The sequence below is a fragment of the Microbacterium sp. M3 genome, assembly GCF_033548675.1.
Lineage (GTDB): Bacteria > Actinomycetota > Actinomycetes > Actinomycetales > Microbacteriaceae > Microbacterium > Microbacterium arthrosphaerae.
This window is the reverse complement of record NZ_JAWTZT010000007.1, coordinates 43,528-70,144: the sequence shown is the minus strand read 5'-3', so window position 1 is coordinate 70,144 and position 26,617 is coordinate 43,528. Positions and strand designations below refer to the sequence as shown.

Annotated in this window: 24 protein-coding genes and 1 tRNA gene; 14 read left to right on the top strand and 11 right to left on the bottom strand. The window is 71.9% G+C overall.

What is annotated here, in order from left to right; translation table 11 throughout:
• Positions 1–4: 4 nt before the first annotated feature.
• From mnhG to R8Z57_RS16700, 6 genes are read right to left on the bottom strand one after another with little or no spacing between them, the layout of a single operon-like run.
• Entirely contained in the window at positions 5–361 is a 357-nt protein-coding gene (gene mnhG / locus R8Z57_RS16725) for a monovalent cation/H(+) antiporter subunit G (RefSeq protein WP_318354916.1), read from the bottom strand.
• Positions 358–624 carry a monovalent cation/H+ antiporter complex subunit F gene (locus R8Z57_RS16720; RefSeq protein WP_318354915.1) on the bottom strand — a complete coding sequence of 89 codons (267 nt, stop codon included), beginning with the start codon at positions 622–624 and terminating at the stop codon, positions 358–360. The genes mnhG and R8Z57_RS16720 overlap by 4 nt, the downstream gene beginning before the upstream one ends.
• The gene (locus tag R8Z57_RS16715; RefSeq protein ID WP_318354914.1) at positions 621–1,268 is read right to left on the bottom strand and encodes a Na+/H+ antiporter subunit E; all 648 of its coding nucleotides are present in this window, start codon (positions 1,266–1,268) and stop codon (positions 621–623) included. The genes R8Z57_RS16720 and R8Z57_RS16715 overlap by 4 nt, the downstream gene beginning before the upstream one ends.
• Positions 1,265–2,848, bottom strand: a complete 1,584-nt coding sequence (locus R8Z57_RS16710) for a Na+/H+ antiporter subunit D (protein ID WP_318354913.1) — start codon at positions 2,846–2,848, stop codon at positions 1,265–1,267. The genes R8Z57_RS16715 and R8Z57_RS16710 overlap by 4 nt, the downstream gene beginning before the upstream one ends.
• A complete protein-coding gene (locus R8Z57_RS16705; protein ID WP_318354912.1) occupies positions 2,845–3,414 on the bottom strand; it encodes a Na(+)/H(+) antiporter subunit C in 570 nt (189 codons plus the stop codon). Before R8Z57_RS16705 ends, R8Z57_RS16710 begins: the two co-directional genes overlap by 4 nt.
• Positions 3,411–6,359, bottom strand: a complete 2,949-nt coding sequence (locus tag R8Z57_RS16700; RefSeq protein WP_318354911.1) for a Na+/H+ antiporter subunit A — start codon at positions 6,357–6,359, stop codon at positions 3,411–3,413. Before R8Z57_RS16700 ends, R8Z57_RS16705 begins: the two co-directional genes overlap by 4 nt.
• A gap of 483 nt (positions 6,360–6,842) precedes the next feature.
• Here R8Z57_RS16700 and R8Z57_RS16695 point away from each other — a divergent pair, with 483 nt between their 5' ends.
• Entirely contained in the window at positions 6,843–8,381 is a 1,539-nt protein-coding gene (locus tag R8Z57_RS16695) for a hypothetical protein (protein WP_318354910.1), read from the top strand.
• 115 nt (positions 8,382–8,496) lie between these two features.
• A complete protein-coding gene (locus tag R8Z57_RS16690; RefSeq protein WP_318354909.1) occupies positions 8,497–9,216 on the top strand; it encodes a Pr6Pr family membrane protein in 720 nt (239 codons plus the stop codon).
• Positions 9,217–9,568: 352 nt separating this feature from the next.
• Here the strand turns inward: R8Z57_RS16690 and R8Z57_RS16685 are convergent, their stop codons facing one another.
• Positions 9,569–10,636 carry a LacI family DNA-binding transcriptional regulator gene (locus R8Z57_RS16685; protein WP_318354908.1) on the bottom strand — a complete coding sequence of 356 codons (1,068 nt, stop codon included), beginning with the start codon at positions 10,634–10,636 and terminating at the stop codon, positions 9,569–9,571.
• Positions 10,637–10,718: 82 nt separating this feature from the next.
• Here R8Z57_RS16685 and R8Z57_RS16680 point away from each other — a divergent pair, with 82 nt between their 5' ends.
• Positions 10,719–11,969 carry an MFS transporter gene (locus R8Z57_RS16680; protein ID WP_318354907.1) on the top strand — a complete coding sequence of 417 codons (1,251 nt, stop codon included), beginning with the start codon at positions 10,719–10,721 and terminating at the stop codon, positions 11,967–11,969.
• Positions 11,970–12,103: 134 nt separating this feature from the next.
• Here the strand turns inward: R8Z57_RS16680 and R8Z57_RS16675 are convergent, their stop codons facing one another.
• Together R8Z57_RS16675 and R8Z57_RS16670 are read right to left on the bottom strand one after the other, a co-directional pair.
• Positions 12,104–12,775, bottom strand: a complete 672-nt coding sequence (locus R8Z57_RS16675; protein ID WP_318354906.1) for a response regulator transcription factor — start codon at positions 12,773–12,775, stop codon at positions 12,104–12,106.
• A complete protein-coding gene (locus R8Z57_RS16670; protein ID WP_318354905.1) occupies positions 12,772–13,929 on the bottom strand; it encodes a sensor histidine kinase in 1,158 nt (385 codons plus the stop codon). The genes R8Z57_RS16675 and R8Z57_RS16670 overlap by 4 nt, the downstream gene beginning before the upstream one ends.
• Positions 13,930–14,224: 295 nt before the next feature.
• Between R8Z57_RS16670 and R8Z57_RS16665 the strand changes: the two genes are divergently transcribed.
• The 5 genes from R8Z57_RS16665 (at position 14,225) to R8Z57_RS16645 (ending at position 20,321) form a co-directional block, all read left to right on the top strand.
• On the top strand, positions 14,225–15,151 hold the full coding sequence (locus tag R8Z57_RS16665; protein WP_318354904.1) for a GAP family protein: 927 nt from the start codon (positions 14,225–14,227) through the stop codon (positions 15,149–15,151).
• A gap of 22 nt (positions 15,152–15,173) precedes the next feature.
• Positions 15,174–15,869: an endonuclease NucS gene (gene nucS / locus R8Z57_RS16660; protein WP_318354903.1), complete on the top strand. Its 696-nt coding sequence runs from the start codon at positions 15,174–15,176 to the stop codon at positions 15,867–15,869.
• 258 nt (positions 15,870–16,127) lie between these two features.
• Positions 16,128–16,931 carry an HAD hydrolase-like protein gene (locus tag R8Z57_RS16655; RefSeq protein WP_318354902.1) on the top strand — a complete coding sequence of 268 codons (804 nt, stop codon included), beginning with the start codon at positions 16,128–16,130 and terminating at the stop codon, positions 16,929–16,931.
• Positions 16,924–18,192, top strand: a complete 1,269-nt coding sequence (locus tag R8Z57_RS16650; RefSeq protein ID WP_318354901.1) for a hypothetical protein — start codon at positions 16,924–16,926, stop codon at positions 18,190–18,192. Before R8Z57_RS16655 ends, R8Z57_RS16650 begins: the two co-directional genes overlap by 8 nt.
• Before the next feature lie 41 nt (positions 18,193–18,233).
• The gene (locus R8Z57_RS16645; protein WP_318354900.1) at positions 18,234–20,321 is read left to right on the top strand and encodes a DUF2156 domain-containing protein; all 2,088 of its coding nucleotides are present in this window, start codon (positions 18,234–18,236) and stop codon (positions 20,319–20,321) included.
• 223 nt (positions 20,322–20,544) lie between these two features.
• On the opposite strand, the gene R8Z57_RS16640 is transcribed toward R8Z57_RS16645, so the two are convergent.
• Positions 20,545–20,751 (bottom strand): cold-shock protein, encoded by a 207-nt coding sequence (locus R8Z57_RS16640; RefSeq protein WP_109208752.1) that lies wholly within the window; start codon positions 20,749–20,751, stop codon positions 20,545–20,547.
• Between the two features lie 358 nt (positions 20,752–21,109).
• Between R8Z57_RS16640 and R8Z57_RS16635 the strand changes: the two genes are divergently transcribed.
• Both R8Z57_RS16635 and R8Z57_RS16630 read left to right on the top strand, forming a co-directional pair.
• Positions 21,110–21,742 (top strand): GntR family transcriptional regulator, encoded by a 633-nt coding sequence (locus R8Z57_RS16635; RefSeq protein WP_318354899.1) that lies wholly within the window; start codon positions 21,110–21,112, stop codon positions 21,740–21,742.
• A 63-nt stretch (positions 21,743–21,805) separates the two neighbouring features.
• On the top strand, positions 21,806–22,294 hold the full coding sequence (locus R8Z57_RS16630) for a GNAT family N-acetyltransferase (protein WP_318354898.1): 489 nt from the start codon (positions 21,806–21,808) through the stop codon (positions 22,292–22,294).
• Between the two features lie 96 nt (positions 22,295–22,390).
• Here R8Z57_RS16630 and R8Z57_RS16625 read toward each other — a convergent pair.
• Positions 22,391–22,474, bottom strand: a tRNA-Leu gene (locus R8Z57_RS16625).
• 157 nt (positions 22,475–22,631) lie between these two features.
• Here R8Z57_RS16625 and R8Z57_RS16620 point away from each other — a divergent pair.
• From R8Z57_RS16620 to R8Z57_RS16605, 4 genes are read left to right on the top strand one after another with little or no spacing between them, the layout of a single operon-like run.
• Complete coding sequence (locus tag R8Z57_RS16620) at positions 22,632–23,384, top strand: DUF3662 and FHA domain-containing protein (RefSeq protein WP_318354897.1); 753 nt, start codon at positions 22,632–22,634, stop codon at positions 23,382–23,384.
• The gene (locus R8Z57_RS16615; protein ID WP_318354896.1) at positions 23,381–23,929 is read left to right on the top strand and encodes an FHA domain-containing protein; all 549 of its coding nucleotides are present in this window, start codon (positions 23,381–23,383) and stop codon (positions 23,927–23,929) included. Before R8Z57_RS16620 ends, R8Z57_RS16615 begins: the two co-directional genes overlap by 4 nt.
• An 18-nt stretch (positions 23,930–23,947) precedes the next feature.
• A complete protein-coding gene (locus tag R8Z57_RS16610; RefSeq protein WP_318354895.1) occupies positions 23,948–25,186 on the top strand; it encodes a PP2C family serine/threonine-protein phosphatase in 1,239 nt (412 codons plus the stop codon).
• The gene (locus R8Z57_RS16605; protein ID WP_318354894.1) at positions 25,183–26,577 is read left to right on the top strand and encodes an FtsW/RodA/SpoVE family cell cycle protein; all 1,395 of its coding nucleotides are present in this window, start codon (positions 25,183–25,185) and stop codon (positions 26,575–26,577) included. Before R8Z57_RS16610 ends, R8Z57_RS16605 begins: the two co-directional genes overlap by 4 nt.
• Positions 26,578–26,617 lie beyond the last annotated feature (40 nt).

Below are 26,617 nucleotides of genomic sequence, written 5' to 3'. Positions count from 1 at the left end.
GGCCTCAGCCGCCCGCGGCGGGCGGCGTGCGCTTGGACTCGGCCAGCTCGTCCACGTGCAGGCCGGTCTCGTCGATCGTGCCGTTGCGGTAGGCCTGTCGCCCGACCATGTGGGCCGACAGCGGCGCGGTCGCGAGCTGGATCAGCACGATCGGCACGAGGAAGGCGACCACCGGCCACGACCGCAGCGAGAGCGCGACCGCGAGGCAGATGAGGATCAGCCCCAGCACCTGCGGCTTCGTCGCCGCGTGCAGGCGGCTGGGCACATCGCGGAACCGCAGCACGCCGATCGCGGCGGTGAGGCACAGCAGCGCCCCGATCAGGATCAGCACGAGGGCGGCCCAGTCGAGAATCTCGTTCATCGCTCCTGGTCCCTTCTCGCCACGAACCGCGCGATCGAGATCGACCCGAAGACGCCGACGGCCGCGATGATCAGCAGCACCGGCAGCGTGCGTGTGTGGTGGTTGATCGCCATCTCGGCGCCGAGCACGCACATCACCTCGGTGAGGAGGACGTCGGATGCCACGGCCCGGTCGAGGATCGACGGCCCGATCACGATCCGCCACAGGGTGATCAGCGCCGCGACGGCGAAGACCACGTAGATCACCACGAGCATCGTGTTCATCGCCCACCTCCCTGGCCCGACGTGTGCCCCGACGGGTGCGAGCCCGACGCGTGCCGGGCCGTCGTCGCACGGGCGGCCGCGGCATCCGCTCGGATCGCCTGCAGCTGCGCGCGCGAGCCCACCGCGCGGACGATCCGGGTCTCCCACGACAGCACGCTCGCGCGCTGCTTCTCGACGTCGGCGTCGCTGCGCACCCCGATCACGTGCAGGTAGAGGATGCGGCGGTCGCGGTCGGTCTCGACGATGAGCGAGCCGGGAATGAGGGATGCCGTCACCCCGGTGTGCGTCATGATCAGGTCGTCGTCGGTGCGCAGGTGCACGGCGATGATCGCGGCACCGGGCTGCCGGCGGAAGTCCAGCACCTGCCACGCCACCGTGAGGGAGCCGACGAGCACCGCGACGAGGAACTCGAGGACGAAGACGAAGCCCCACCAGAGGTTGACGCGCCCCGAGAGCTCGACGGGCGGCAGGCGGAAGATGCGGGTCACGACGATGGCGGCGATCAGGCCCGTGAGGAAGGCGAGCCAGGTGAACTGGCCCCACAGCAGCATCCAGAGGGCGATGAGCCACACGAAGAACGGCAGCTGGCGCCACACGGTGATGACGGCGCGGCGCACGCGGCTCTGAGGCAGGTCGGGGGTCACGGCGTCTTCACCGTCCCCTGCAGGTCGTCCTCGAGCTGGGTGAGCGTCACGGGCTGCAGCAGCGCCTCGCCGATGCGCGTGCATACGTCGTACAGCGGGCCCGCGAACACCGTCAGGGCGACCGTGATCGCGACCATGCCGGTGGTGGCGGCCGTCATGATCTTCGGGATGACGCGACGCTCGGTCTCGACGCCGGCGGCAGGCGCCGAGCCGAGGTACGAGATGCGGGCCTCGGTCTCGGCCGAATCCTCGTCCTCCCGCCAGAACGACAGGTTCCACGCGCGCATCAGGGCGTAGAGCGTCAGCAGGCTCGTGACGATGCCGCCCACGATGAGCACCATCATGATCGGCGTGCCCTCCTGGGCCGCCGCGTCGAACAGCGCGAACTTGCCGATGAAGCCCGAGAAGGGTGGCAGGCCACCCAGGTTCACGGCCGGGATGAAGTAGAGCACCGCGATCACGGGCGCGGCCTTCATGAGCCCCTTGACCCGCAGGATCGAGGTCGAGCCCGCGCGGCGCTCGACCAGGCCGACGGCGAGGAAGAGGGTGGTCTGCACCACGATGTGATGGACCATGTAGTAGATCGTGGCGCCGATGGCCGCGGGCGTCGCGATCGCGAGCCCGAAGATCATGTAGCCGATGTGGCTCACGAGCGTGAACGAGAGGATGCGTTTCAGCTCGGCCTGGGCCACCGCACCGAGCACGCCGACGATCATGGTGGCGAGCGCGACCCACATGAGCAGGTCGTTGAGGTTGTTGTCGAGGAAGAGCTCGGTCTCGGTGCGGATGATCGCGTAGACGCCGACCTTCGTCAGCAATCCTGCGAACACCGCGGTGACGGGGGCGGGGGCGGTCGGGTACGAGTCCGGCAGCCAGAACGACAGCGGGAAGACGGCCGCCTTGATGCTGAAGGCCAGCAGCAGCATGAGGTGCAGGATCGTCTGCGTCTCTTGCGGCAGCTCACCCATGCGCTGCGAGATCTGCACCATGTTCACGGTGCCGAGCGCGCCGTAGATCATCGCGATCGCGGCGAGGAAGAGGATCGACGACACCAGCGACACGACGATGTAGACGACGCCGGTGCGGATGCGCGACTCGGTCGACCCCAGCGTGATCAGCACGTACGAGGCGACGAGCAGGATCTCGAAGCCGACGTAGAGGTTGAAGAGGTCGCCGGCGATGAACGCGTTGAAGATGCCCGCGCCGAGGATCAGGTACGACGGGTGGAAGATCGAGACCGGGGTGTCGTCGTCGCCGTCGGCGGCGCCCTGACCCACCGAGAAGAGCAGGACCGCGAGCAGCACGATGCTCGACACGACGACGAGGAGAGCTGCGAGGCGGTCGACGTAGAGGACGATGCCGAACGGGATCGGCCAGCCGCCCACCGACACCGCGATGGGCTGGTCGCCGACGTCGACGACGTAGAGCAGGATCGCGGCGATCACGGTCACAGCGCTCAGCGTCACCACCGACACGGCGACCTGGGTCTTGCGGTGACGGCCCGCGATGAGCGCGATGGCCGCACCGAGGAGCGGGAGCGTCACGAGCAGCGGGACGAGGACGGGTGCGATCTGGATCATGCGTCGTCACCCCCGTCCCGGGTGCCGCCGCGGTCGGTGCGGTCGTCGCGGCTCGGTCGGTCGACCGGCGCGTCGTCGCGGAGGCCCGCGAAGTCGCGCGCGCCGAGGATCGTGATGGGTGCGGTGTCGGTTCCCACGAAGTCGGTGGTGGCGTCGTCGTCCGTGTCTTCGATCTCGGTCTCGTCGTCCATCGTGTCTTCGTCGGCGGTGCCGCGCTCGCGCACCTCGAGATCGGCCTCGTCGTCGCTGACCGTGTCGGCCTGGCCGAGCTGCCACGAGCGGTAGATGAGCGCGAGCAGGAAGGCAGAGACGGCGAACGTGATGACGATCGCGGTGAGGGTGAGGGCCTGCGGCAGCGGGTCGGACATCTCCTCGAACGACTCCGCGTCGCCGAAGAACGGCGCCACCCCCGGTTGGCCCATGACGATGAGGAGCAGCAGGTTGGTGGCGTTGCCGAGCAGCAGGAAGCCGATGAGCACGCGGGTGAGGCTGCGCTCGAGCATGGCGTAGACGCCGCAGGCGAAGAGCACCGCCATGACGATGATGAGGACGAGCGAGACGCTCATGGCACGCTCACCCCCTCACGGGCACGCTGTTCGTCGCGCTGGGCCTGCGCCTGCCGGTCGACCTCGGCGCCGAGGCTGCGCAGCACGTCGAGCACGAGCCCGATGACGACGAGGTAGACCCCGACATCGAACAGTGTCGACGTCACGAACTCGCCGTGGCCGAGGATCGGCAGGTCCCACTCGATCCACGTGCTCGTGAGCGGGGCCGCCCCGAAGAACAGCGGCACGATGGCGCAGGCGACGGCGATCGTCATGCCCGTGCCGAGCAGGCGCCCGGCGTCGGTGGGCGCGGCGGCGCCGAGCTCGTAGCGCCCGCCCGCGACGTACCGCATGACGAGGGCCATGCCCGCGACGAGGCCGCCCGCGAACCCGCCGCCGGGCAGGTTGTGACCGGCGAAGAGCAGGTAGAGCGACACGATGATGATCGTGTGGAAGAGGATCCGCACGATCACCTCGAGCATTATCGAGCGGTTCTCGGGGCGCACGCGCTGACCGCCGACGAGCCACGCCATGCGGCCGCTGCCGCGCGCGTCGCCGTGCTGCTTGAGTCCGTCCGACGTCTCGACGAGCGGCCGGCGGGCGCGCGTGGCGCCGGCCGGCAGCGGGGCGATGAACCGCGAGAGCGTGTCGGCACGGTGGGTGACGAAGACGAGGGATGCCACACCCGTCGCCGCGAGGATCAGCACGGAGAGCTCGCCCATGGTGTCCCACCCGCGCAGGTCGACCAGCGCGACGTTGACCACGTTCTTGCCGTGGCCGAGCTCGTACGCGAGCTCGGGGAACCGCTCGGAGATCGGCTTCTCGACCCGGGCCCCTGTCGCCACGATCGCGACGAGCGCCATCGTGATGCCGACCGCCGCACCGAGGACGGCACGGGCGACGGGCCACACCGACGCGTTGTGCTCGCCGAGCCTCGACGGGATGCGCCGCAGCACGAGCGCGAACGCGACGAGGGTGACCGTCTCGACGAGGATCTGCGTGAGCGCGAGGTCGGGGGCGCCGCTCGTCGCGAAGAGCAGCACCATGCCGAGGCCCGTCACCGACACCAGCACGACGCCGGTGTAGCGCTTGCGCGCGCGGATCGCGATGAGTCCGGCGGCGATCATGAGCGGCGCGACGAACAGCTGCATCGGCGTCTGGAACGCGTCGAGCTGCGCGCGCAGCTCCGCGCTCGCGAGCAGCGCCGTCGCCTCGGCGGCGACGAACACCACGAAGATCGTGCCGACGTACACCGGCAGCGAGCCGCGCTGAGTGAGGCTCGTCGTGAAGACCGAGAGCCGCGCCACGCCGCGCAGGGTGCCGTTGTAGGCGTCGGCCGCCGTGAAGGGCAGCAGGCGCTTGGCCGGTCGCCAGCCGCGGGTCAGCCAGAACACGAGCACGCCGAGCACGATGGTCGCGAGCGAGATCCACAGCGCCGGCTCGAGCCCGTGCCACAGCGCCAGGTGGGCCGGATGCTCGGGGGCTGCGACGCCGGGCGTGGCCGCCGGCGCCTGGTCGGCGTACGGCGCGAAGACCTTGTCGAGCCACGGGGCCGCGACGCCCGCGACCACGGTGAGGCCTGACAGCAGGATCGGCGCCACCAGGAACCCGATCGGCGGGTCGGGCCACTCGGTGTCGGGCAGACGGTCGCCGCTCGCGTCGCGCTTGGTCGCGAACGCTCCCCAGAGGAAGCGGATGCCGTAGCCCGCGGTCAGCACCGAACCCAGGGCGATCCCGACCAGGGCGACGATCCCCCACACCGAGCCGCCGAGCGCCTCGTGCAGGAGCGCCGCGAGTGCGCCCTCCTTGGCGACGAAGCCGATCGTCGGGATGATCCCCGCCATCGACGCGACGGCGATGATCGAGAACGTCGCCATGACCGGCGCCTGCCGGCCGACGCCCGACAACTCGGTCAGATCTCGGGTCGAGAGCTGGCGGTCGATGACACCCACGACCAGGAACAGGGCCGACTTGAAGAGCGCATGGCTCAGCAGCAGCGCAAGGCCTGCGAACGCGGCATCCCTCGTCCCGAACCCGAGGACGACGGTCAGCATGCCGAGCTGGCTCACCGTGCCGAAGGCGAGCACGCGCTTGAGGTCGGTCTCGCGGAGGGCCTGGAAGCCGCCGAGCAGCATCGTGAACACGCCGAGCGCGACCACGATCGGGCGCCACGGCGGCGCGATCGCGAACACCGGCGCGAAGCGCGCGATGAGGTAGATGCCCGCCTTCACCATGGCGGCGGCGTGCAGGTACGCGCTCACCGGGGTGGGAGCGGCCATGGCACCGGGAAGCCAGAAGTGGAACGGGAAGATCGCCGACTTGCTGAGCGCCCCGACGAGGATCATGACGAGCGCGGCGTCGACGACGGGGCCCGTGGGCGCTTCGGCGAGGATCGTCGAGATGCTCGACGTGCCCGCGTCGACGACCAGGAGCACCACGCCGATCAGCATCACGAGCCCGCCGAGCGTGGTGACGAGCAGCGCCTGCAGCGCGGCGCGGCGGCTCGAGGCGCGGGCGTTGTAGTACCCGATGAGCAGGTACGACAGCACGCTCGTGACTTCCCAGAACATGACGAGCACGACGAGGTCGTCGGTGAGGACGAGCCCGTACATGGCGCCGGCGAACGCCAGCAGCACCGCGGCGAACTGGCCGAGGTTGTCGGTCTTGCCGCGGAAGTACCAGCGGCAGTAGATCATCACGAGCGCCCCGACGCCGGTGACGACGAGCGTCATGAGCCACGAAAGTGTGTCCATGCGCATCGAGAGGTCGATGCCGAGCGGGGGGATCCAGGCGTATGACTCGAACGGAATGTCTCCGGCGGCCACGACCGGGGTGAGCACGGCGGCCTGCACGAACCCGGCAATCGGCAGGATCGCGGCGACGTAGAACGCCCGGGCGCCGATACGTGCCACAAGCCACGGGAGCAGGATCGGGACGACCGCGAACGCGCCGAGCACGAGGAGCATTCGGGCCTCCTCGGGGTCGTCAGCCGGTGCGGGTCGAGACGGGCCGCAAGGCTCTGGCGATCGGGGTGTCGGGACCATCCTACCGGCGCGCGCCGCCGCCCGGACGCGCAAGGAGCGGATCCATGCCGCTCGCGGTGGCTCTTGTGGGGCCAGAGTCGATGCCGAATCGGGCCGGTTGCGGTCTCGTGCTGAGGAGCGGGCGGGGCCGGTCGGCGCCGGCGGTGGGTGCCGTGCCGAGACGCGGGCGGGGCCGGTCCGCGCCGGGCGTCGGGCGCCGTGCCGAGACGAGCGGCGGGGCCGAGACGAGGGCCGATCCGGCTCGTTGGCCCCTCGTTCCGGCGCACGCCCTCGTTTCGGCACAGCACCACGGACGCGGCGTTCCGGCGCAGGCGCAGGGAAGGAACCCCAGACGGATGCCGCGTTCCCGCGCCCGTGGGAGAGTGAAGCGTGAGCGAGGCCGGGGCGAGCAAGCGCGCAGCGCATATGCCCCGATGGGCACGTGAGCTGCTCGGCGTCGCGACGGCCCTCGCGATCTCGGTCGCGGTGGTCGCGGCGACCGCGTCGAGTCCGCGGTCGGAGCTGCTCTTCCGCGACGGCGACTCGCTCGTCACGTCGCTCGTGATCCACTCCCTCGCCGTCGCGCAGCCTCAGGACTGGGCGATGTCGTCGGTGCTCTTCCTTCCCGAGATCGCGGTGCTCTGGGCGCTGTCGCTGTTCGGACTCGGCACCGACGGCACCCTCACCCTCGCCGGCGTCGTGAACCTCGTTGCGCTCTACGGCGCGCTGCGCGTCGCCGCCGGCGCGTCGGCTATCGCGCGGGCGCCGATCGCCGGGGCGCTGGTCGGCCTGGGCGTGTTCGGCGCGGTCGCCGCGACGGAGTGGTCGCCCTCGCGCGACGCGCTCGAGCTCGCTTCGCTCACGACCACCACCACGTACTACAGCGCGACGGTCGTCGGCGCGGTGCTGGCGGTCGGACTCGTGCGGCGTGGGATCGACCGCGTTCGGAGTCGCGCGGGCGGCTCGGACGCGGGATCGCGGTCGGCGGTGCCGTGGGGCGCCGTGGCCGGCGTCGGTGCGGTGGCCGCGGCATCCGTCCTCTCCAATCCGCTGTTCGCGGCCTGGGCGACCGTGCCGCTGGCGCTCGTGCTCGCGATCGTCGGGCTCAGCGAGCGCGCAGCGTGGTGGCTCGCCGGCGGACTCGTGGCCGGATCGATCCTGGGATTCGTGGGACGGATGCCGCTCGCCCACCTCATCGCGAACACCGGCGCCGGCTACGCCGACCCGACGCAGTGGGCGGCGTCGCTCGACTACTACGGGGCGCTGCTCGCCGAGCGGTGGAGCGCGCCGTGGGGCGCGGCATCCGTCATCGTGATCGCGCTGCTCTGGGGCTGGTGCGTCAGCGCGTGCGTGCTGCTCGTTCGGCGTCGCGACGTGGGCGCGGCGGTCGTCGCGGCGTGCGGCTGGGTCGTGCCGCTCGTCGTCGTGGTCGGGGCCATCGCCCTCGGCACGCACGCCGCCCGGTACCTGCAGCCGGTCGTGTTCGCTCCCCTGCTCGGACTCGTCGTGCTGCCCGAGCTGCTGCCGCGCGCACTGCCGGCCGCCCGCCGCGGAACCGTCGTCGGGGCGACGGCGGTCGCGCTGACGGCCGCGGTGGCTCTCGGCATCCCACGGATCGCTGCGACGGCGCCCGACGCCGACCTCGCGTGCGTGGTCGACTGGGTCGGGAAGTCGGGGCGCACCGGCGCCGGCCAGTTCTGGACCGTGCGCCTGCCGAAGACCCACCTCGCCGATCCGCGCGCGCTCGTGCAGGTCGATCACGAGCTGCGCGGCTACGCGTGGCTCGTGAACCGCGACGACTTCGGCGTCGGCGAGGTGTCGTTCCTCGTGATCGACGCGCAGACGCCGGCGTTCGCCCTCCCCGGCGAGCGGACGATGACGGATGCCGCGCTCGTCCCCTGCGGCCGCTACACGATCGCCGACTTCGGCGACGAGGCCCTGCCGCTCGGGCCGCAGCGCTCATGAGGGTGGGGCTGCGGGGCTGAAGGAAGCCCAGGAAGATCGCTGTTTCCGAATCCTGGGCAAGACCCGGCGGCTTCGCTAGCATGTGCCCGAGTGCATATGACCGGGGGGCCATGCCATGACCGCGACGACAGCGATTTCCGAGGCGACTGACGTGCGCGTGCGCGTCGCCCGCTGGTGGTACGGAGGCATCGCGGTGGTCGTCGCGATCGCTCTCGTGATCCAGCTCGTGCTCATCTTCACCGGCGGTCAGGACGCGAACTCGGGCACGAACGCGACCGGTCCCGTGGGCACCCGCCTGGTGCGGCTGTTCAGCTTCTTCACGATCCAGAGCAACCTGTTCGTGCTCGGCACGTCGATCGCCCTCGCCCTCAACCTGTTCCGCGACGGCAAGCTGTGGCGGGTGCTGCGCTTCGATGCCCTGCTCGGCATCATCATCACGGGCCTCGTGTACGAGACGATCCTCGCGCCTCTCGTGCACCTCGAGGGCTGGGCGCTCGTCGCGACGATCGGCTTCCACTACATCTCGCCGTGGGCCACGCTCATCGGCTGGCTGCTCTTCGGCCCGCGGCCGCGCGCCACGTGGGCGACGACCGCGCTGGCCTTCATCTGGCCCGTGCTGTGGCTCGTCTACACCTTCGTGCACGGCGCGATCACCGGCTGGTACCCGTACCCGTTCCTCGACGTCGACACGATCGGGTTCGCCGACTCGGTGCGCAACTCGGCCGTGATCCTGGCGATCGGCGTGGTCATCGCGATCGTGCTGACCCTGCTCGACCACCACCTCCCGTCGCTGGTGCGCGACCGCCGCCCCGCCCCACCGCCGCGAGGTCGCTGAGCGCGGAGCGCCGGCACGGGGAGCGTTCTGCGCCGCGCCGCTGCGTTTCGACTCGCTCCGCTCGCTCAACGACCGAAGCTCGGGCCACCGGTCGTTGAGCGAGGGAGCGCCAGCGACCGAGACGAAACGCCCCCAACCCGACGCACACCCCGGCCCGGCGGCAGCGCCGACCCGGTTCGACTCGCTCCGCTCGCTCAACGAACGAAGCTCGGGCCCCCGGTCGTTGAGCGAGGGAGCGCCAGCGACCGAGACGAAACGCCCCCAACCCGACGCACACCCCGGCCCGGCGGCAGCGCCGACCCGTTTCGACTCGCTCCGCTCGATCAACGACCGGAGGCACAGGACCCCGGAGTCAGTCCGCGGCGGGGACAGGGCCGGTGGTGTTGCCCTCGCGGAAGGTGCAGGTGAAGAAAATGGTGGCCGCCGGCTCGCCCTCGAGCATCGCGGCGACCGCGGCGCCGGCCGCGCGGCCCTTGTCGGTCGCCGGCTGCACCAGGGTCGTGAGCTCGTACGGCGCCAGCCCGTCGACGACGATGCCGTCGAAGCCGGTGACGCTCACGTCCTCCGGCACGCGCAGTCCCGCCTCCTCGGCCGCCCGGATGACCCCGGCGGCGAGCAGGTCGCTCTGCGCGATGACGGCGGTCGGCCGGCGATCCGGGTCGGCGAAGATCTCGCGGCCGGCCGCGAGCCCTTCATCGATGAAGCTTCCTGCCGCGGCATAGGTGGCGGCATCCGGGAACACGTCCAAAGCCCCGGCGAGCCGGTCACGCGTGACGTCGACCGCGACCGCGGTGTCGTCGCGCAGCCAGCCGCGCTCCCAGTCCGAGCGCGCGGGCAGCGACACGACCACGACGCGGCGGTGGCCGAGCGCACGCAGGTGGCTCGCGGCCTGACGCTGCGCCTCGCGGTTGTCGAGGCCGATGCGGGGCACGTCGTCGCCCGCGTCGCCCTCGATCACGACGACGGGCACGCCGCGTGCCTTCACCGTCGCGAGCGACTCGCGCAGCAGCCCGCTGCAGCCGATGAGCACGGCCGCGTCGAGCGGCGCCGTGGTGAGCGAGGGCCCGCTGCCCGTGGGCTCGTGGTCGCGCAGCAGCAGGAGCCCGGCGCCGAGCGGGGTGACGGCGTCGGCGAGGCCGTCCATCATGAGGGTCTTGACCGGGTCGAGGAACGCCGTGCGGAGGTGCTCCTCGAAGACCACGCCGACGATGCCCGAGCGTCCGCGCCGGAGCGACGCCGCCCGGGGGTCGGGTCCGGTGTAGCCGAGCTCGGCGGCGGCGTCGAGCACGCGTCGACGCGTGGCCTCGGAGACGGGGGTCTTGCCGCTGAACACCACGGAGGCGGTCGAGGGCGAGACGCCGGCCTCTCGGGCGACGTCGGAGATCGTGGCACGGCGGGTGCCGGAGTCCTGACGGCTCATGTCGTCCCCGATCGTAGCCCCTTGCGCTCAGCGGGGTCGAATCGATTCGAGCAACACCGAATCGATTCGGTACGATGTCCGGATGGATACCGCGCTCACCCGCAGGCAGCTCGTCGCCTGGCGCACCGCGATCTTCACGATCTTCTTCGTCACCGGCCTCGGCTTCGCGTCGTGGGCCTCGCGCCTGCCCGCGGTCAAGAACGACCTCGGCATCAACGATCTGCAGATCGGCATCCTGCTCTTCGTCTCGGGAGCAGCGTCGATCGTCGGTCTGTCGCTCGCCAACGTCATCGTCGTGCGGTGGGGGGCTCGGCGCGGAATGATCGCGACGATCATCACCTTCTCGCTGGGTGTCTTCGTCGTCGGCCTCGGGGTCCAGGTGCTGGAGTCGTACGCGGTGACCGCCGTCGGCCTCGGATTCATGGGCATCGGTATGGCCGCCACCGACGTCATGATGAACGTCGAGGCGGCCGCCGTCGAGCAGGCGTTCGAGCGCACGCTCATGCCGCTCTTCCACGCCTTCTTCAGCATCGGCACGGTCGTCGGGGCCGGTATCGGCGTGGCGATGGCGGCGTGGGGTGTCGGCGTCGCCTGGCACCTCGGCGCCATCGGGGTGCTCGTGCTCGTCACCGGCCTGCTGTCACTGCGCCTCGTTCCGACGCGCGAGACCATGCACGACGACCCCGCGACGAAGACGAGCCGGCGCGAGCGCGTGACCGAGGCCCTCGCGGTGTGGCGCGACCCGCGCACGTATGCCATCGGCGCGATCATGCTCGGCATGGCCTTCGCCGAGGGCAGCGCCAATGACTGGCTCACGATCGCGATGGTCGACGGCCACGCCCAGACAGAGGCCGTCGGCGCCGTGGCGCTGACCGTGTTCTCGGTCGCGATGACGGTGTTCCGCATTCTCGGCGGCCCGCTCGTCGACCGGATCGGCCGCGTCTGGACGCTCCGCATCCTCGCTGCGGCCGCAGCGGTCGGCCTCGTCATGTTCATCCTTGCGCCCTCGCTGCCCATCGCCTTCATCGGTGTCGCGCTGTGGGGCGCGGGGGCGTCGCTCGGCTTCCCCCTGGGCATGTCGGCCGCGGCCGACGATCCGGCCAAGGCCGCGGCATCCGTCTCGGCGGCAGCCACGATCGGCTACCTGGCGTTCCTCTGCGGCCCGCCGATCCTCGGCTGGATCAGCCATGAGATCGGCATCCTGCCGACGCTCTGGATCATCGTCGGCCTGATCGTCATGTCGGGTCTCGCCTCGGGCGCCGCCAAGCCGATCGCCGGCTCGCACGTCGGCGCCGGCCACCCGCGCGAGCGCACCGGCGGCTCCGCGGCCTGACCGGTCGCGCGCAGCGCTGACCCCGGCCGTCGGTGCGCGGCCGGGGTTGCGGCATCCGTCGTCTCAGGCGCTGAGAACGACGTGCAGGTTGAGAAACCACACGGAGGTTGAGAAGCCGTCGCAGCTGTGGTCTCTCAACCCCGACGTGGTTTCTCAGCCAGCCCATCCGTCCCCGCGGCGAGCGCGACGGCGTGCGAGCGGCTGCGGGCGCCGAGCTTGGCGAGCACATTCGACACGTGCGTCTTGACGGTCGCCACCGAGATGCCGAGGCCCTCAGCGATCTCGAGGTTCGACCGGCCGGCGCGCATCCCGTCGAGAACCTCGCGCTCCCGCTCGGTGAGCTGCGAGAGCCCCGGCACCTCCTCATCCCGCGCGCCCGCGGCGCCGGCGCGCGGGATGAGCCCCAGCGCGCGTCGGGTCACACGGGGGTCGAGCACGCCCTCACCCACCGCCACCCGGCGCACGGCGTCGACCAGGGTCGCAGCATCCGTCGTCTTCAGGAGGAACCCGGCCGCCCCTGCCCGCAGGGCGCCCTCGACGAGCTCGTCCTCGTCGAAGCTCGTGAGCACCAGCACCTCGGCCGAGCCCGCCTCGACGATCTCGCGCGTCGCCGTGATCCCGTCGACCCCGGGCATGCGGAGGTCCATTAGCACCACATCCGGGCCGAGCGCCGCTGCGTTGCGCATCGCGACCGCGCCGTCGGACGCCTCGCCCACAACCGTCACGCCGTGCGACTCGAGCATGAGCCGCAGCGCCTCGCGGATCGCCCCGTGATCGTCGGCGAGCAGCACGCGCGGGGCGCTCATGCCGTCGCCGCCGCGGGGATCGTCGCGCGCACCGACCATCCGCCGTCGGCCGGACCGGCATGGAGCCGTCCGCCGAGCGCACGCGTGCGCTCCTGCAGCAGTTCAAGGCCCCAGCCGCTGCCCTGGATCGACGGCTGCGCCGCGGGCCGGCCGCCGCGCGAGTCCACGCGCACCCGCACCGACCCGGCGTCGTCGGTGCCGAGCACCACCTGGACCTCGGCTCCGGCCGCATGGCGCAGGCAGTTGGCGAGCGACTCCTGCACGATCCGGGTGACAGCCTGACCGACGGGAGAGGGGATGCCGGCGGCCAGGCGGTCGTCGAACTTCACTGTCAGCCCGTGCCGACGCGCATCGTCGATGAGCGCGGGCAGCGCGGAGCGGCCCGGCGCGGCGACCGCACCGTCGCCGGCGCGTAGGACGGAGATCATCGAGCGGAGCGCCTGGTGGGCCTCGAGACTCGACTCGCGGACGGCGCGCAGCGCGGCACGGTCGCCTGTCGCCTCACCGTCCACCGACAAGGCCGCCTCGGCGCGGATCGCGATGGCCGCCACGTGTCCGGCCACGAGGTCGTGCAGCTCTCGCGCCATCTGCTCGCGCTCGCGCCGCACGGCTTCGGCGCGATCGCTCGCGGCAAGACGCTCGGCATCCTCTGCCCGCTCCCGATGCAGCGCGACGAGCTCGTGCGCCTGGGCGACCGAGGTCGCGTACCAGTAGTCCATGCCGGCGAGTGCGCCGAGCTGCAGCGCGACGAGCACGGCGACACGGACGTCGTCGGATGCCGCCAACCCGGCGATCCCCGCCGCGGCCACGCCGACCGCGATGCCGGTGAGGATGCGTCGCCGGCCCCGCGGAGTGGCGGCGAGGGTCGCGGCGTACAGCAGGTCGAGCACCACGACCAGCGTGACGATGCCGCCGACGGTCAGGAGGTCGGCCACGAAGAGCACGAGCGCTGCGCCCAGCAGCGGCAGCGGCGCGCGCTGCCGGAACGGCACGAGGGCGCAGGCCGGCAGCGCGATCACAAGCGACCACCACGGCGAGACCGGCGCGGACAGCACCGAGAACGCCGTCCACAGACCGACCAGGCCGAGCGCGGCGAAGACGACGGCCAGCACCGCGAAGCCGAGGGCATCGGCGAGCGGTCGGTGAGAGAGCACCCATGCGACCAGGGCGCTCCGGGTGCGCGGCGCGGCGAGCCCCGCGGTCCCCGCGACATCGGCACCCGCAACCGGACCGGCAGTCCCTGGGCCCGCGGCACCGGTCGGGGCCCCTGGGTCGATCGCACGTGCCGCGGGCGCTCGCTCGGCCGCCACGCCCCGCCTCGTTCCGCTCACGCTCTCATGCAACCACGCGCGCCGGGTTGCGGCATCCGTCGAAAGAGGGAGGCACGGAGCGCACGGACTCGTCCCTCCGCCCGATCCGCGCGTGCCCGCCCGCGACGAGGCTGGCGTCATGGAACTCCTCGCCGACGCACCCCTCGCCGTGACGCTGGGCCTGCTCGCCCTCCTCGACGGCCTGAGCATCGGGACGCTTCTCATCCCGGTTTTCCTGCTGCTCACCCCCGGACGCGTCCGCGTCGGACGGGTGCTGCTGTACCTCGTGACGATCGCCGTGTTCTATCTCGCGGTCGGGATCCTGTTCATGCTCGGGCTCGTGAACCTCGTCGACGTCGCGCAGGACTTCCTGTCGTCCACCGGCGGGCAGGTCGTGCGGCTGCTGGTCGGAGCCGGGCTGCTGATCGCCGCCTTCTTCATCGGCGGCGGCGCGTCCGCCCAGGCGAAGGCCGCCGCGCAGGCCGCGGCATCCAACCCCTCCTCACGGTCGAGTCTCGAAGACCCGGGCGTCTCGCCGTGGACCGGGATGCCGCGGCCCACGGTCAGCGGTCCCGCGCACGTCTCCGCGGGCTCGACGCCCCCGAGCGCCGCGCCCCCGGGCGCCTCGCCCACGAGGCCGGCACCCGCGAGCTCGGCGCCCGAGACCCGTCTCACCCGCTGGCGCAACCGGCTGCTCGCGCCCGAGGCCTCCGGCGCCGCGGTCATGGCGGTCGCGATCGGCGCCGGCCTCGTGGAGATCGCGACGATGCTGCCGTACCTCGTCGCGATGGGCATGCTGGCCGAGGCGCCGCTGACGATGCCCGTCCGCATCGGCGCCCTCGCCGCGTACTGCACGGTGATGGTCGTCCCGGCTCTCGTGCTGCTGGTGCTGCGGGTGGTCGCCGCACCCCTCGTCGAGCGTCCGCTCGCGCGCCTCGCCGCGTGGATGGAGCGCACGGGGCGCGAGAACACTGCCTGGATCGTCGGCATCGTGGGCTTCCTGATCGCCCGAGGCGCGGCGACCGAGCTCGGACTGTTCGAGCGACTCGGAGCGACCCTCGGCTGACCGCGCGGGCTAGGCTCTTCGGGTGCGTCTCGTCATCGCCCGCTGCTCCGTCGATTACACCGGGCGGCTCAACGCCCACCTGCCTCTGGCGACCCGGCTGCTGGTGCACAAGGGCGACGGCTCGCTGCTCGTGCACTCCGACGGCGGCTCGTACAAGCCGCTCAATTGGATGAGCCCGCCCTGTCGCCTGGACGTCGAAATTCCGGATGCCGAGTCCGCCGCCGCAGGAGTCCTCGAGCACTGGCGGGTCACGCACGCGAAGACCGGTGACGCGCTGCTCGTGCGCATCTACGAGGTGCTGCACGACACATCGCACGAGCTCGGCATCGACCCGGGACTGCAGAAGGACGGCGTCGAGGCCGACCTGCAGCGCCTCCTCGCCGAGCAGGTCGAGGTCATCGGCGACGACCTGACGCTCGTGCGCCGCGAGTATCCGACGGCGATCGGCCCGGTCGACCTGCTGCTGCGCGATCCCGCCGGCGGCACGATCGCCGTCGAGGTGAAGCGCCGCGGCGACATCGACGGCGTCGAGCAGCTCACCCGCTACCTCGAGCTGCTCGGGCGCGACCCGCATCTCGCGCCGGTGACCGGCGTCTTCGCGGCCCAGGAGATCAAGCCGCAGGCCAAGGTGCTCGCCGCGGACCGCGGCATCCGCTGCGTCACCCTCGACTACGAGGGGATGAAGGGCATCGAGTCCGGCGCCCCGCGCCTCTTCTGACCCCGGCCCCTCTCGCTCGAGCCGCGGCCCCCCCGGCGATCCGCCAAGAGTACAGCTGGTCGCCGAGGGGTAGGGAAGCAACCGCGCTCTCGTCCACCAGCTGTACTCTCACGGCCGGAGACGCCGGGCCCCTCGCGGGCGGGGGCGACCCGGGTCCGTCGCGGACGACGGACGGCGGACGGCCGGCCCCGGGCCGCAGGCGGCAGGCGGCAGCCGGCCGGCGGGGAGCGGCGGGCAGCGTCCCCGTAGGCTGGGAGCATGCCGAGCCGATCTCCGTGGACCTGTGTGCTGTGGGATGTCGACGGGACCATCGTCGACGCCTCCGACGGGATCCTCCGACGCCTGACGATCGCCCTCGAGCACTTCGGCAAGCGCCCGCCGACTCGCGCCGAGCTCGTGCACTGGATCGGCCCGCCGATGTACGAGTCGTTCCAGGTCAACGTCGGCATGACGCCCGAGCAGGCCACCGAAGCCGTCGCGTTCTACCGCGGCCTCAACAAGACCGACGGCTACACCACCGGCGCCAAGCTCTTCCCCGGCATCGGCGAGCTGGTGACGGATGTCGCGGCCGCCGGCATCCCGCAGGCCACGGCCAGTTCGAAGCCCGAGGTGCAGGTCGTCGCCCTCATGGACCACTTCGACCTCTCGACCTCCCTCACCGCGATCGTCGGAGCCACGCCCGACGAGAAGACGCTCAGCGCCAAGGCCGACATCGTCGCCGAGGCCCTGCGCCGCCTCGCCGCGGCCGGCGTCGACACGAGCCGTCCGGTGCTCGTCGGCGACCGTCACCACGACGTCGAGGGCGGTGCCGTCCACGGCGTGCCCGTGATCTTCGTGCGCTGGGGCTTCAGCTGGCCGCACGAGTCCGAGGGCGCGCAGGCCGTCGTCGAGAACGCCGACCAGCTGCGCGCACTGCTGCTGTTCGGCACTCCCACGCACGAGGCCGCACCCGAACCCGTCGGCACCCCCGCGCACGACGCCGCACCCGAACACGTCGGCACTCCCGCGCACGACGCCGCGCCTGCGCCCTCCGGCGACGCGGTCGATGCCGCCCATGCCTGACCTCGCCGCGGCGATCCTCGGGTGGCTCGTGCCGGCCGTGGTCGTCTTCGGGATCGCGGCGCTCGCGATCGGCCTGCTCGTCTGGGGGATCCGCCGCGCCAGGCGGTCGCCACGTGCGCGAGCGGTCGCCGAGGAGGCGCGCGCCCGCGCCGGCGCCACGCTGGTGCGGCTCGACGACGAGGTCGACGAGCTCGAGCTCGAGGTCGGCCTGTCGGGGGCGCTCTACGGCGGCGACGCCCCGGCGTCCCTGCGACGCGCGCGGCTCACGGCGCAGCACGTGCGCGACGACGCCTTCGAGGAGTACCGCGCGATCAGCGAGCCCGACGCCGCGCCCGACGAGATCCGCCGCGTCGCCTCGCGCATCGAGCGTCGCGCGGGCGAGGCCCTCGCGGTGGTCGCGGCCGCCCGGCGCGAGCACGGCGCCTGGGTGCGCGAGCACGTGTCGGCGGCGAGCCAGGTCGACGCCGCGCAGCATCGGCTCGCCGAGCTGAAGGCATCCATGGGAGACCCCGCCGCCCTGGTCGCAGAACTCTCGTCGCGCTTCGCCGAGGACGAATGGCGCGACGCCTCGCGCGCGGCGCACGGCGCGGTGTCGGCCGTCGCCGAATCCGAGCACCGGCTCGACGAGGCCGCCGCACGCGCCGCCGACCCGTCGCTGAGCGCGCTCCCCGACCTCGCAGCGGCGGAGCGGGCGCTGCGCCAGGCCGAAGCCGATGCCCGCGTCCTCGAAGAGACGCACCGGCTCGTGCTGCAGGCGGCGCAGGCCGTGCCCGGCGAGATCACCGCGGCGCGCGCCGCACTGCACCAGGCCGCACTCACGCGCGAGCACCTCGAGCCCGCCGACGCCGAGCGCCTCGGCGCGGAGCTGCGCGCCCTCGAGGGCGAGCTCGACGGCATCGTGACGGATGCCGCGCGCCACCCGACCCGGACGGTCGATGCCATCGCGCGCCTGCGTGGGCGCCTCGACCTCGCGCTGGGTGACGCCCGCACCGCGCAGCAGCGCCTGCGCGGCGCACGCACCGCCCTGCCGGGGACGCTCGCCGCCGCGCGCGGCGCGATCGCCCAGGCCGAGGCATCCGTCATCCACGCCCGCGCCGGCGCCGACGCGCGCTCCCGGCTGCTGTCGGCCCAGCGCGAGCTCGCACAGGCGCGACAGGCGCAGGATCCGGTCTCGGCGCTCGACGCGGCACGCCGCGCGCTGCGTGACGCCGAGGACGCGAAGGCTCTCGCCGACTACTCCCGCCTCGCCGCGCCCCGCTGAGCACCCGCATCGCCGGCGGAGGCGTCGCTAGGGTGAACCCCATGAGCGACGGGGCGACTCAGACACCGAACCGCGTGCTCGCCGGGGTACGACGCATCCCGGCGACGCTGACGATGGTCGCGCTGATCCTCGTGGCCGGCGTCGTATGGCAGGGGCTGTGGCAGCCGTTCGAGGACTCGCCGCTGTTCGACGTCGTCGCGTACGGGCTCCCGGCGCTGCAGGAGGGCCGCTGGTGGACGCCGCTCACCGGCACGTTCTTCGTCAACCAGCCGTGGGTCTACCTGTTCACCATCGGCAGCTTCATCGGCATGGCGTACCTCGAGTTCCGCAAGGGCTCCCGGGTGGCCCTGGCCTACTACTGGGTCGGCCAACTGTTCGCCATCTTCGCGACGGCGCTGCTGCTGTGGGGCCTGTCGTACCTGCCGTGGGCCTGGGCGCAGGCGCAGGCGGCGGCGCTCGATGTGGGCGCGTCGGGCGGCACGATGGCCTGCATCGCCGCGGCGGTGGGACTCTTCCGCCCGCCGTGGCGCGTCCGCGCGTGGCTGCTGCTGATCGGGTTCGTGTTCATCGCCATGCTCTTCTGGGGAGCCGTCGCCGACCTCGAGCACCTGATGGCCGTGCTCCTCGTGCTGTTCGTCGATCGCTCGCTGCGGATCCAGCGCACCACGGTGCGGGAGCAGCGCCTCATCGCCTTCGTCGCCGTCATCGCGCTGGGCGTGATCGAGGGCATCACGATCGTCGTCCCGACCGACGGGCCGTTCGGGCCGACGGAACCCGTCTCAGGCGGATTCATCGACGTCGCGATCGACGTGATCGTCGTGCTCATCGTCGCCAACGGACTCCGCCGCGGCCGCCGCTGGACCTGGGTCGTGGCCATCGTGCTGGCCGTGGTAAACGTCCTGTTCGGGCTGCTGATCCTGGCCGCCATCATCATCGCCAGCGAGGCCCGGATCGAGGCGACCATCGACGGCGAGACCGAGCTCGCCCTGGCGAGCGGCTTCCTGTGGCTGCTGGTGCTGATCTATCTGGTGTGGGTGCGGCGCGCGTTCCGCGCCCGCCGCACCTCGCGCATCGGCCGCCAGCCGGCGCCCGGCGTCGGCGACGTCAAGCAGGCGCTGCACGCGCACGGCGGCGGCACCCTGTCGTGGATGACCACGTGGGACGGCAACAGCTACGCCCGCACCGCCGACGGCATCGTCGCGTACCAGCGTCGCGCGGGCGTCGCCCTGGCCCTCGCCGACCCGGTCGGACCGGCGGCCGCGCGCGAGGCCTCGGTGCGCGAGTTCATCCGCGACGCCGAGCAGGCCGGGCTCGTGCCCTGCTTCTTCAGCGCCGACGAAGCGACTCGCGCCGCCGTGCCGGCGTCGTGGCGCAGCCTCGTGGTCGCCGACGACACCATCGTCGACCTGCCCGGGCTCGAGTTCACCGGCAAGCGCTGGAACTCGGTGCGGTCGTCGCTCAACCGCGCCGGCCGCGAAGACATGCAGTTCCGCATGACCCGCCTCAAGGAGGAATCCTGGGGTGTGCAGCAGCAGCTGCGCGCGATCTCGGAGATGTGGGTCGGCGACAAGGGGCTCCCCGAGATGGGCTTCACGCTCGGCACCCTGGTCGAGGCCGAGGATCCCGAGGTGCGTCTCGCCCTGGCGCTCGCCCCCAACGGCGACGTCGACGGCTTCCTGTCGTGGCTGCCGGTCTACGGTGAAGGCGCCGGCGGCGAGCGCGTCATCCACGGCTGGACCCTCGACCTCATGCGCCGCCGCGACGGCGGCTTCGCGCCCGTCATGGAGTTCCTGATCGGCTCGTCGGCCAAGCTCTTCTCCGAGGAGGGCGCGCAGATCATGTCGCTGTCGGGCGCCCCGCTCGCCCACGACTACCCGCCGGATGCCGGGATGATCGCCGCCCTGAGCGACAAGCTGGCCGACGCGCTCGAGCCCGTCTACGGCTTCCGCTCGCTGCACCGCTTCAAGGAGAAGTTCCACCCGCGATACGAGACGCTCTACCTGCTGTACCGCGACGAGAGCGACCTCACGCGCATCGGCGGCGCGCTCACGCGGGCGTTCCTCCCCGACGCGACGCTGCGGCAGTTCGCCGGGGCGGGCATGGAGCTCGTCCGCGGCGACCGGGACTGACCCCGGCGCGACGGAAGCGGCGGGTCAGCGCCGAGCCCCCAGCGAACCGCAGCAGCCCGCAGAACCCGCCGGACGCGCAGGCCCCGCAGACCCCGCGGGCCGGCCGCGCGAACCCGAGCCCGCAGCGCCGTGCAGGCACGCGGGCATGCTGAAGCCGCGGCATCCGCCATCGTCTCGGACGGGGATGCCGCGGCTCGCGACCGCACGAAGCGGTCTGCCCGCGTCAGAGCGGGCGGATGTTCTCGGCCTGGAGGCCCTTGGGTCCCTGCGCGATCTCGAACTCGACGCGCTGGTTCTCCTCGAGGGAGCGGTAGCCACCCGACTGGATGGCGCTGTAGTGCGCGAAGACGTCTGCGCCGCCTTCATCGGGAGCGATGAACCCGAAACCCTTCTCCGAGTTGAACCACTTCACGGTGCCCTGCGTGCTCATTACTTGCCGTTCTTCGGTGATCTCGCTGCGATTGCGGCGATTCACTCCAACGTAGTGAAGTCACGCGCGCGCGGCGAGACCCAGTTCGGATGGTGACACAAACGTTGCACTGCGTTCACGGAGTCCGGGTCCCATCGCACGCCCGGGCTGAGCGGTGCTCGAAGCCCGGGCGTCGACGGATCCCCCCGGATAGGCCACGCCGTAGCGTGGACATCGCCAATCGTACCGATATATCAGCGTGAGGGCGAGTGTCGGATGCCGCGAGAACACGCGATTCGCACGGCCACGAGGCGCGTCCCGATCGGCCTGGCTGCGAGGTCTATGCAGCTGAATCGTCCGGCGTACACTGGTGCCACTCATGACTGCCCCCTTCGTCCCGCTCGAGCCACGGGGCGCCGTCCTCGGCGACGAGGTGTACGCGCGCCTGGGCGAGGCGATCCTCGACGGCCGGCTCGCGCCGGGGGAGCGTCTGCGCGACCAGGAGCTCGCCGAATGGCTGGGAGTCTCGCGCACTCCGGTGCGCGAAGCACTGCAGCGCCTCGAGCGCGCGGGGCTGGTCGAGGTGTCACCCCATCGCTACACCCGCGTCTCGCACCCCAACCAGCAGAGCGACACCGTCGAGCTCGTCGCCTACAACATGGGCCTGGCCGTGCGGATGGCCTGCGCCCGCGCCGACGACGAGGCGCTGGCCGATGCGCTGGAACGACTCGAAGAGGTCATCGCCGCGTCGCGGTCGGACGAACCCGCCGCCCTCGCCGCGGCCAGCCACGCGTTCTTCGGCGTCGTCACGCGCGCCGGCGGCAACTTCGCCCTCCTGCAGTTCATCCGCGAGTACGAGATCGCCATCCGGCGCGACATGGTGGGCTGGCGCCCGTTCATCGAGTGCCCGATCGGCCGGTCGACGGCGTACGAGGAATTCCGCGAGGCGTTCCGCGCGCGCGATGCCGACCGGGCCGAGCAGCTGCTGCGCCAGATCCACGGACTCTCCTGACCCGCCGGGCGGGGGTTCGTCAAGCGCTTCTGCGTCCGCACCCGCGGGGCTAGCGTGGGCCGCGTGAACCACATCGAGCTGCGCGCCCTGGATGACGACGACCTCGACGCCGTCTTCGAGATGATGCGCGACCCGGAGGCCATCGCGATGGCCGCGTTCACCGCGCAGGACCCCGACGACCGCGCCGCCTTCGACGCCTGGATCGCCCGCGAGCGCGCATCGGACGACGTCCTGTCGTTCGTGGTCACCGAGAACGGCGGCTTCGCCGGCACGGCGGCATCGTTCACCGTCGACGGCGACCGCGAGGTCACCTTCTGGATCGCCCGGCACGCCCGCGGCCGCGGGGTCGCGACCGAGGCGCTGCGGCTGCTGATCTCGCGCGAGCCCCTCCGGCCGCTCTTCGCCCGCGCCGCCGCCCACAACGCCGGCGCCATCGCCGTGCTGACGAGGAACGGCTTCACCGAGGTCTCGCGCAACGTCGACTTCGCCCCCGGCGTCGGCCGCGAGGTCGAAGAGGTCGTGTTCACACTGCTGCCGGTCCTCGACGGCTGAATCCCCGCGATCCAGCGAACCCCCGGAGCCCGCCCGCGCAGGGCATCCCCGGGAACGTCGAAGGCCCCCGGTCTCCCGGGGGCCTTCGATGCGCTGTGCGCGAGGGGGGAGTTGAACCCCCACGCCCTTTCGGGCACTGGCACCTGAAGCCAGCGCGTCTGCCTATTCCGCCACTCGCGCGAGCCGCGGCATCCGGAGATCCCGCGAAACTCAACTTCCCGAGGATATCATGCGTCGCGGCCGGGTCCGAACCGACCCGGTCGGTCCGGCGATCCATAACGGGTACAGCCAGTGCAATTAGCATGTAGCAACCGGCACCCCCCTCAAGAGGAGCTCCGTGGGACTACTTGACAGCTTCGAGAAAGGTCTCGAGCGCGCAGTGAACAGCGCGTTCGCGAAGACCTTCCGCAGCGGCATCCAGCCTGTCGAGATCGCGTCCGCCCTGCGCAGCGAACTCGACAAGAAGGCCGCCGTGGTCAGCCGCGACCGCATCCTCGCGCCGAACACGTTCACGGTGCTGCTCTCACCGGCCGACGACGAGCGGATGTCGGCGCTCGGCGCCGCGCTCACCCAGGAGCTCGACACGCTCGTGCACAAGCACGCGAAGGCGCAGGGCTACTCGTTCGCCGGTCCCGTGTCGATCACCGTGCGCCGCGACGACCAGCTGGCGACCGGCACGCTCCGCGTCGAGTCGTCCACCGCCGAGGGCGGACGCGTCTCGTGGCGCGGCGTGGTCGACGTCGAGGGCCGCCGCATCCCGCTCACCGCGTCGCGCACCGTCATCGGCCGCGGCAGCGACGCCGACATCACGATCGCCGACGCCGGCACCAGCCGCAAGCACGTCGAGATCCTGTGGGACGGCGAGCGCGCGATGGTCCGCGACCTCGGCTCGACCAACGGCACGATGCTCGACGGCCGCAAGATCACCGAGGCCGCGCTGCCGCCCGACTCGACGGTGCGGATCGGCCGCACCGACATCGTCTTCCGGGTCGTCGCGCAGGCCGCAGCCGTCCGGCCCCCGGCATCCGTCGACGACTCGACGCGCGCGTACGGCGCGTTCGATCCGCGCGAGAGGGGTCAGCGGTCATGAGCGAGCTCACCCTCCTGCTGCTGCGCATCGGCTTCCTCGTGTTGCTGTGGGCGTTCGTCTTCGCCGTCGTCTACTCGCTGCGCGCCGACCTCTTCGGTGTGAAGGTCAGGAGAATGCCGGATGCCGCCCCCGCCGCCGCTGCGGCAGCGCCGGCCGCCGCCGGGCCCGGCCCCGCGGCCATGACCGCGCCCGTCGCGCCGGCTCCCTCCGCGCAGGGCCGCGCGTCGCAGCCGGGCGGACCCGCCACGACCGCCACGGTGTCGCGCATCGTCATCACGAGCGGGCCGAAGACCGGGCTCGAGCTGCCGCTCGGCAACGAGCCGCTCACCATCGGCCGTTCGAGCGAGTCGGGGCTCGTCGTGCGCGACGACTACACCTCGAGCCACCACGCACGCCTGGTGCTGTGGGGCGACCAGTGGATGATCCAGGACCTCGACTCGACCAACGGCACGTGGCACGACGGCGCCCGCGTCACCGCTCCCGTCCCCGTCAACATCGGCGCGCCCATCAAGGTCGGCGCGACGACGTTCGAGCTGCGGAAGTAGCGGGCGGTCCCCTCGCACATGGTCTTCCAGGGCTCGAGCGCCGCGATCTCGCACACCGGCAAGGTGCGCTCCAACAACCAGGACTCGGGGTACGCGGGCTCCAACCTGTTCGTCGTGGCCGACGGCATGGGCGGCCACGCCGGCGGTGACGTCGCCTCGAGCCTGGCGATCTCGCGGCTGGAGGCCCTCGACCGCCCGTACGCCTCGACGGCCGAGGCCGAGAATGCGCTCGGCGACGCGATCGCCGACGCCGCGGTCGACCTCGTCGACACCGTGAACGTGCGCCCCGAGCTCGCGGGCATGGGCACCACGGTGAGTGCGCTCATCATGGTGGACGACTACGCGGTGATCGCCCACATCGGCGACTCGCGCATCTACCTGTTCCGCGACGGCGCCCTCACGCAGATCACCACCGACCACACCTTCGTCCAGCGGCTCGTCGACTCGGGCCGCATCACCCCCGAAGAGGCCCGGTACCACCCGCGCCGCTCGGTGCTCATGCGCGTGCTCGGCGACATGGACACCGACCCCGAGCTCGACACCTTCATCATGCCGACCCAGCCCGGCGACCGGTGGCTGCTGTGCTCGGACGGACTCTCGGGCGTGGTGGACGACGCCCACACCGCCAAGGCGATGGGGCAGGGCCTCGCTCCCGGGCGCACCGCCGACACGCTGCTCAAGCAGGCGCTCGACGGCGGCGCGCCCGACAACGTCACGATCGTGATCGTCGACGTCGGCGGGCAGCACCCCGTCTTCTCCGGCACGCCGACCATCGTGGGATCGGCGTCGAACCCGGTCGGCGTCGAGGTGCCGGCATCCGCTCCACGGCGCTCGAGCTGGCTGCACCCCAACCGGCAGGCGGCCAACGAGCCCACCCACTTCGAGCCGGCGCCCGAGTTCCTCGAGGAGCTCATCGAGGAGGACCGTCGCCGCGCCCGGCGCCGCCGCGTCGGCTGGATCGCGGGGGTGGCGCTCGTGCTCCTGCTCCTCGCCGGCGCCGCATGGATCGGCTACCAGTGGACGCAGACGCGCTTCTACGTCGGCGCCGATGAGGACACCGTCGTGATCTACCAGGGCGTGCAGCAGAACATCGGCCCGATCTCCCTGTCGACGCCGTACGAAGAGACCGGCATCCCGCTCGACTCCCTCTCGGATTTCGCCCGCGCGACCGTCGAGGGCACCATCTCGGCGAGCTCTCTCACAGACGCACGCCGTATCGTCGCCGACATCAGCGATCTGGCGGGAGGCAGCGGATGAGCGCGCCGACGAGCACGCCCACCGACGCGGTGTCGACCGACACCGCCGTGGTGCGGGCGCTGCGCCGCATCCGCGTGCCGCAGACGCAGCGCAACCGCGAGCTGGCACTCCTGGTCTTCGCCTTCGCCATCAACGGCTCGGCCATCGCGCTGGTGCAGCTCGGCGCCCTCGGCGCGATCGACTGGACGTTCCTCGTCTACTGCGGCGGCCTCACCGCCCTCGTGATCGCGCTGCACATCCTGCTGCGGCTGCGGGCGCGCGACGCCGACCCGTTCGTCGTGCCGATCGCGACGCTCCTCACGGGCCTCGGCCTCGCGATGATCTACCGGCTCGACCTGTACCGCGAGCGCCACGGGTGGGACGCCTTCTCGACCCGCCAGCTCGCGTGGGCGGCGATCGCCCTGGTCGCCGCACTGCTGGTGGTGCTGTTCCTCAAGAACTACCGGGTGCTGTTCCGCTACACCTACGTCTTCGGCTTCGCGGGCATCCTGCTGCTGATCCTGCCGGTCATCCCGGGCCTGAGCGGAGGCGGCAACGCCGACGTGTGGGTCGATCTCGGGTTCTTCAGCTTCCAGCCCGGCGAGCTCGCCAAGATCGCGCTCGGCATCTTCTTCGCCGGCTACCTCGTGCGCACGCGCGAGAGCCTCACGTCGACCGGCACCCGCTTCCTCGGGCTCACGTGGCCCCGTGCTCGTGAGCTCGGGCCGCTGCTCGTCATCTGGCTCGTCTCGCTGGGCATCATCGTGCTGCAGCGCGACCTCGGCACCGGGGTGCTGATCTTCGGCATGTTCGTGGCGATGCTCTACGTCGCCACCGGCAAGACGAGCTGGGTGCTCATCGGTGTCGTGCTCGCGGTGTCGGGGGCGTTCCTGGCCTCGCGGATCCTGCCGTACGTCGGGGCGCGCTTCAACAACTGGCTCGACGCCTTCAACCCCGACCTCATGGACAACTCGAGCTTCCAGCTCGTCAACGGACTCTTCGGCATGGCCAACGGCGGCCTGATCGGCACCGGCCTGGGTCAGGGGAGGCCCTACCTCACGCCGGTCGCCGAGAGCGACTACATCCTTCCGGCGCTCGGCGAGGAACTCGGCCTCATCGGCGTGTTCGCGATCCTGTGCCTGTACATGGTGTTCACGAGCCGCGGCATCCGCATCGGCCTGGCCGGTCAGGACGACTTCGGCAAGCTGCTGGCCACGGGGCTGTCGTTCACGATCGCGCTGCAGGTGTTCATCATGGTCGGCGGCGTCACGCGCCTCATCCCCCTCACCGGCCTCACGACGCCGTTCCTCGCCGCGGGCGGTTCGTCGCTCGTCGCGAACTGGATCATCGTGGCGCTCCTCCTGCGCATCTCGGATGCGGTGCGCAGCCGGCCCCGGGTGGTGATCGGCTGATGCGTTTCGTCTCGGTCGCTTCGCTCCCTCGCTCAACGAC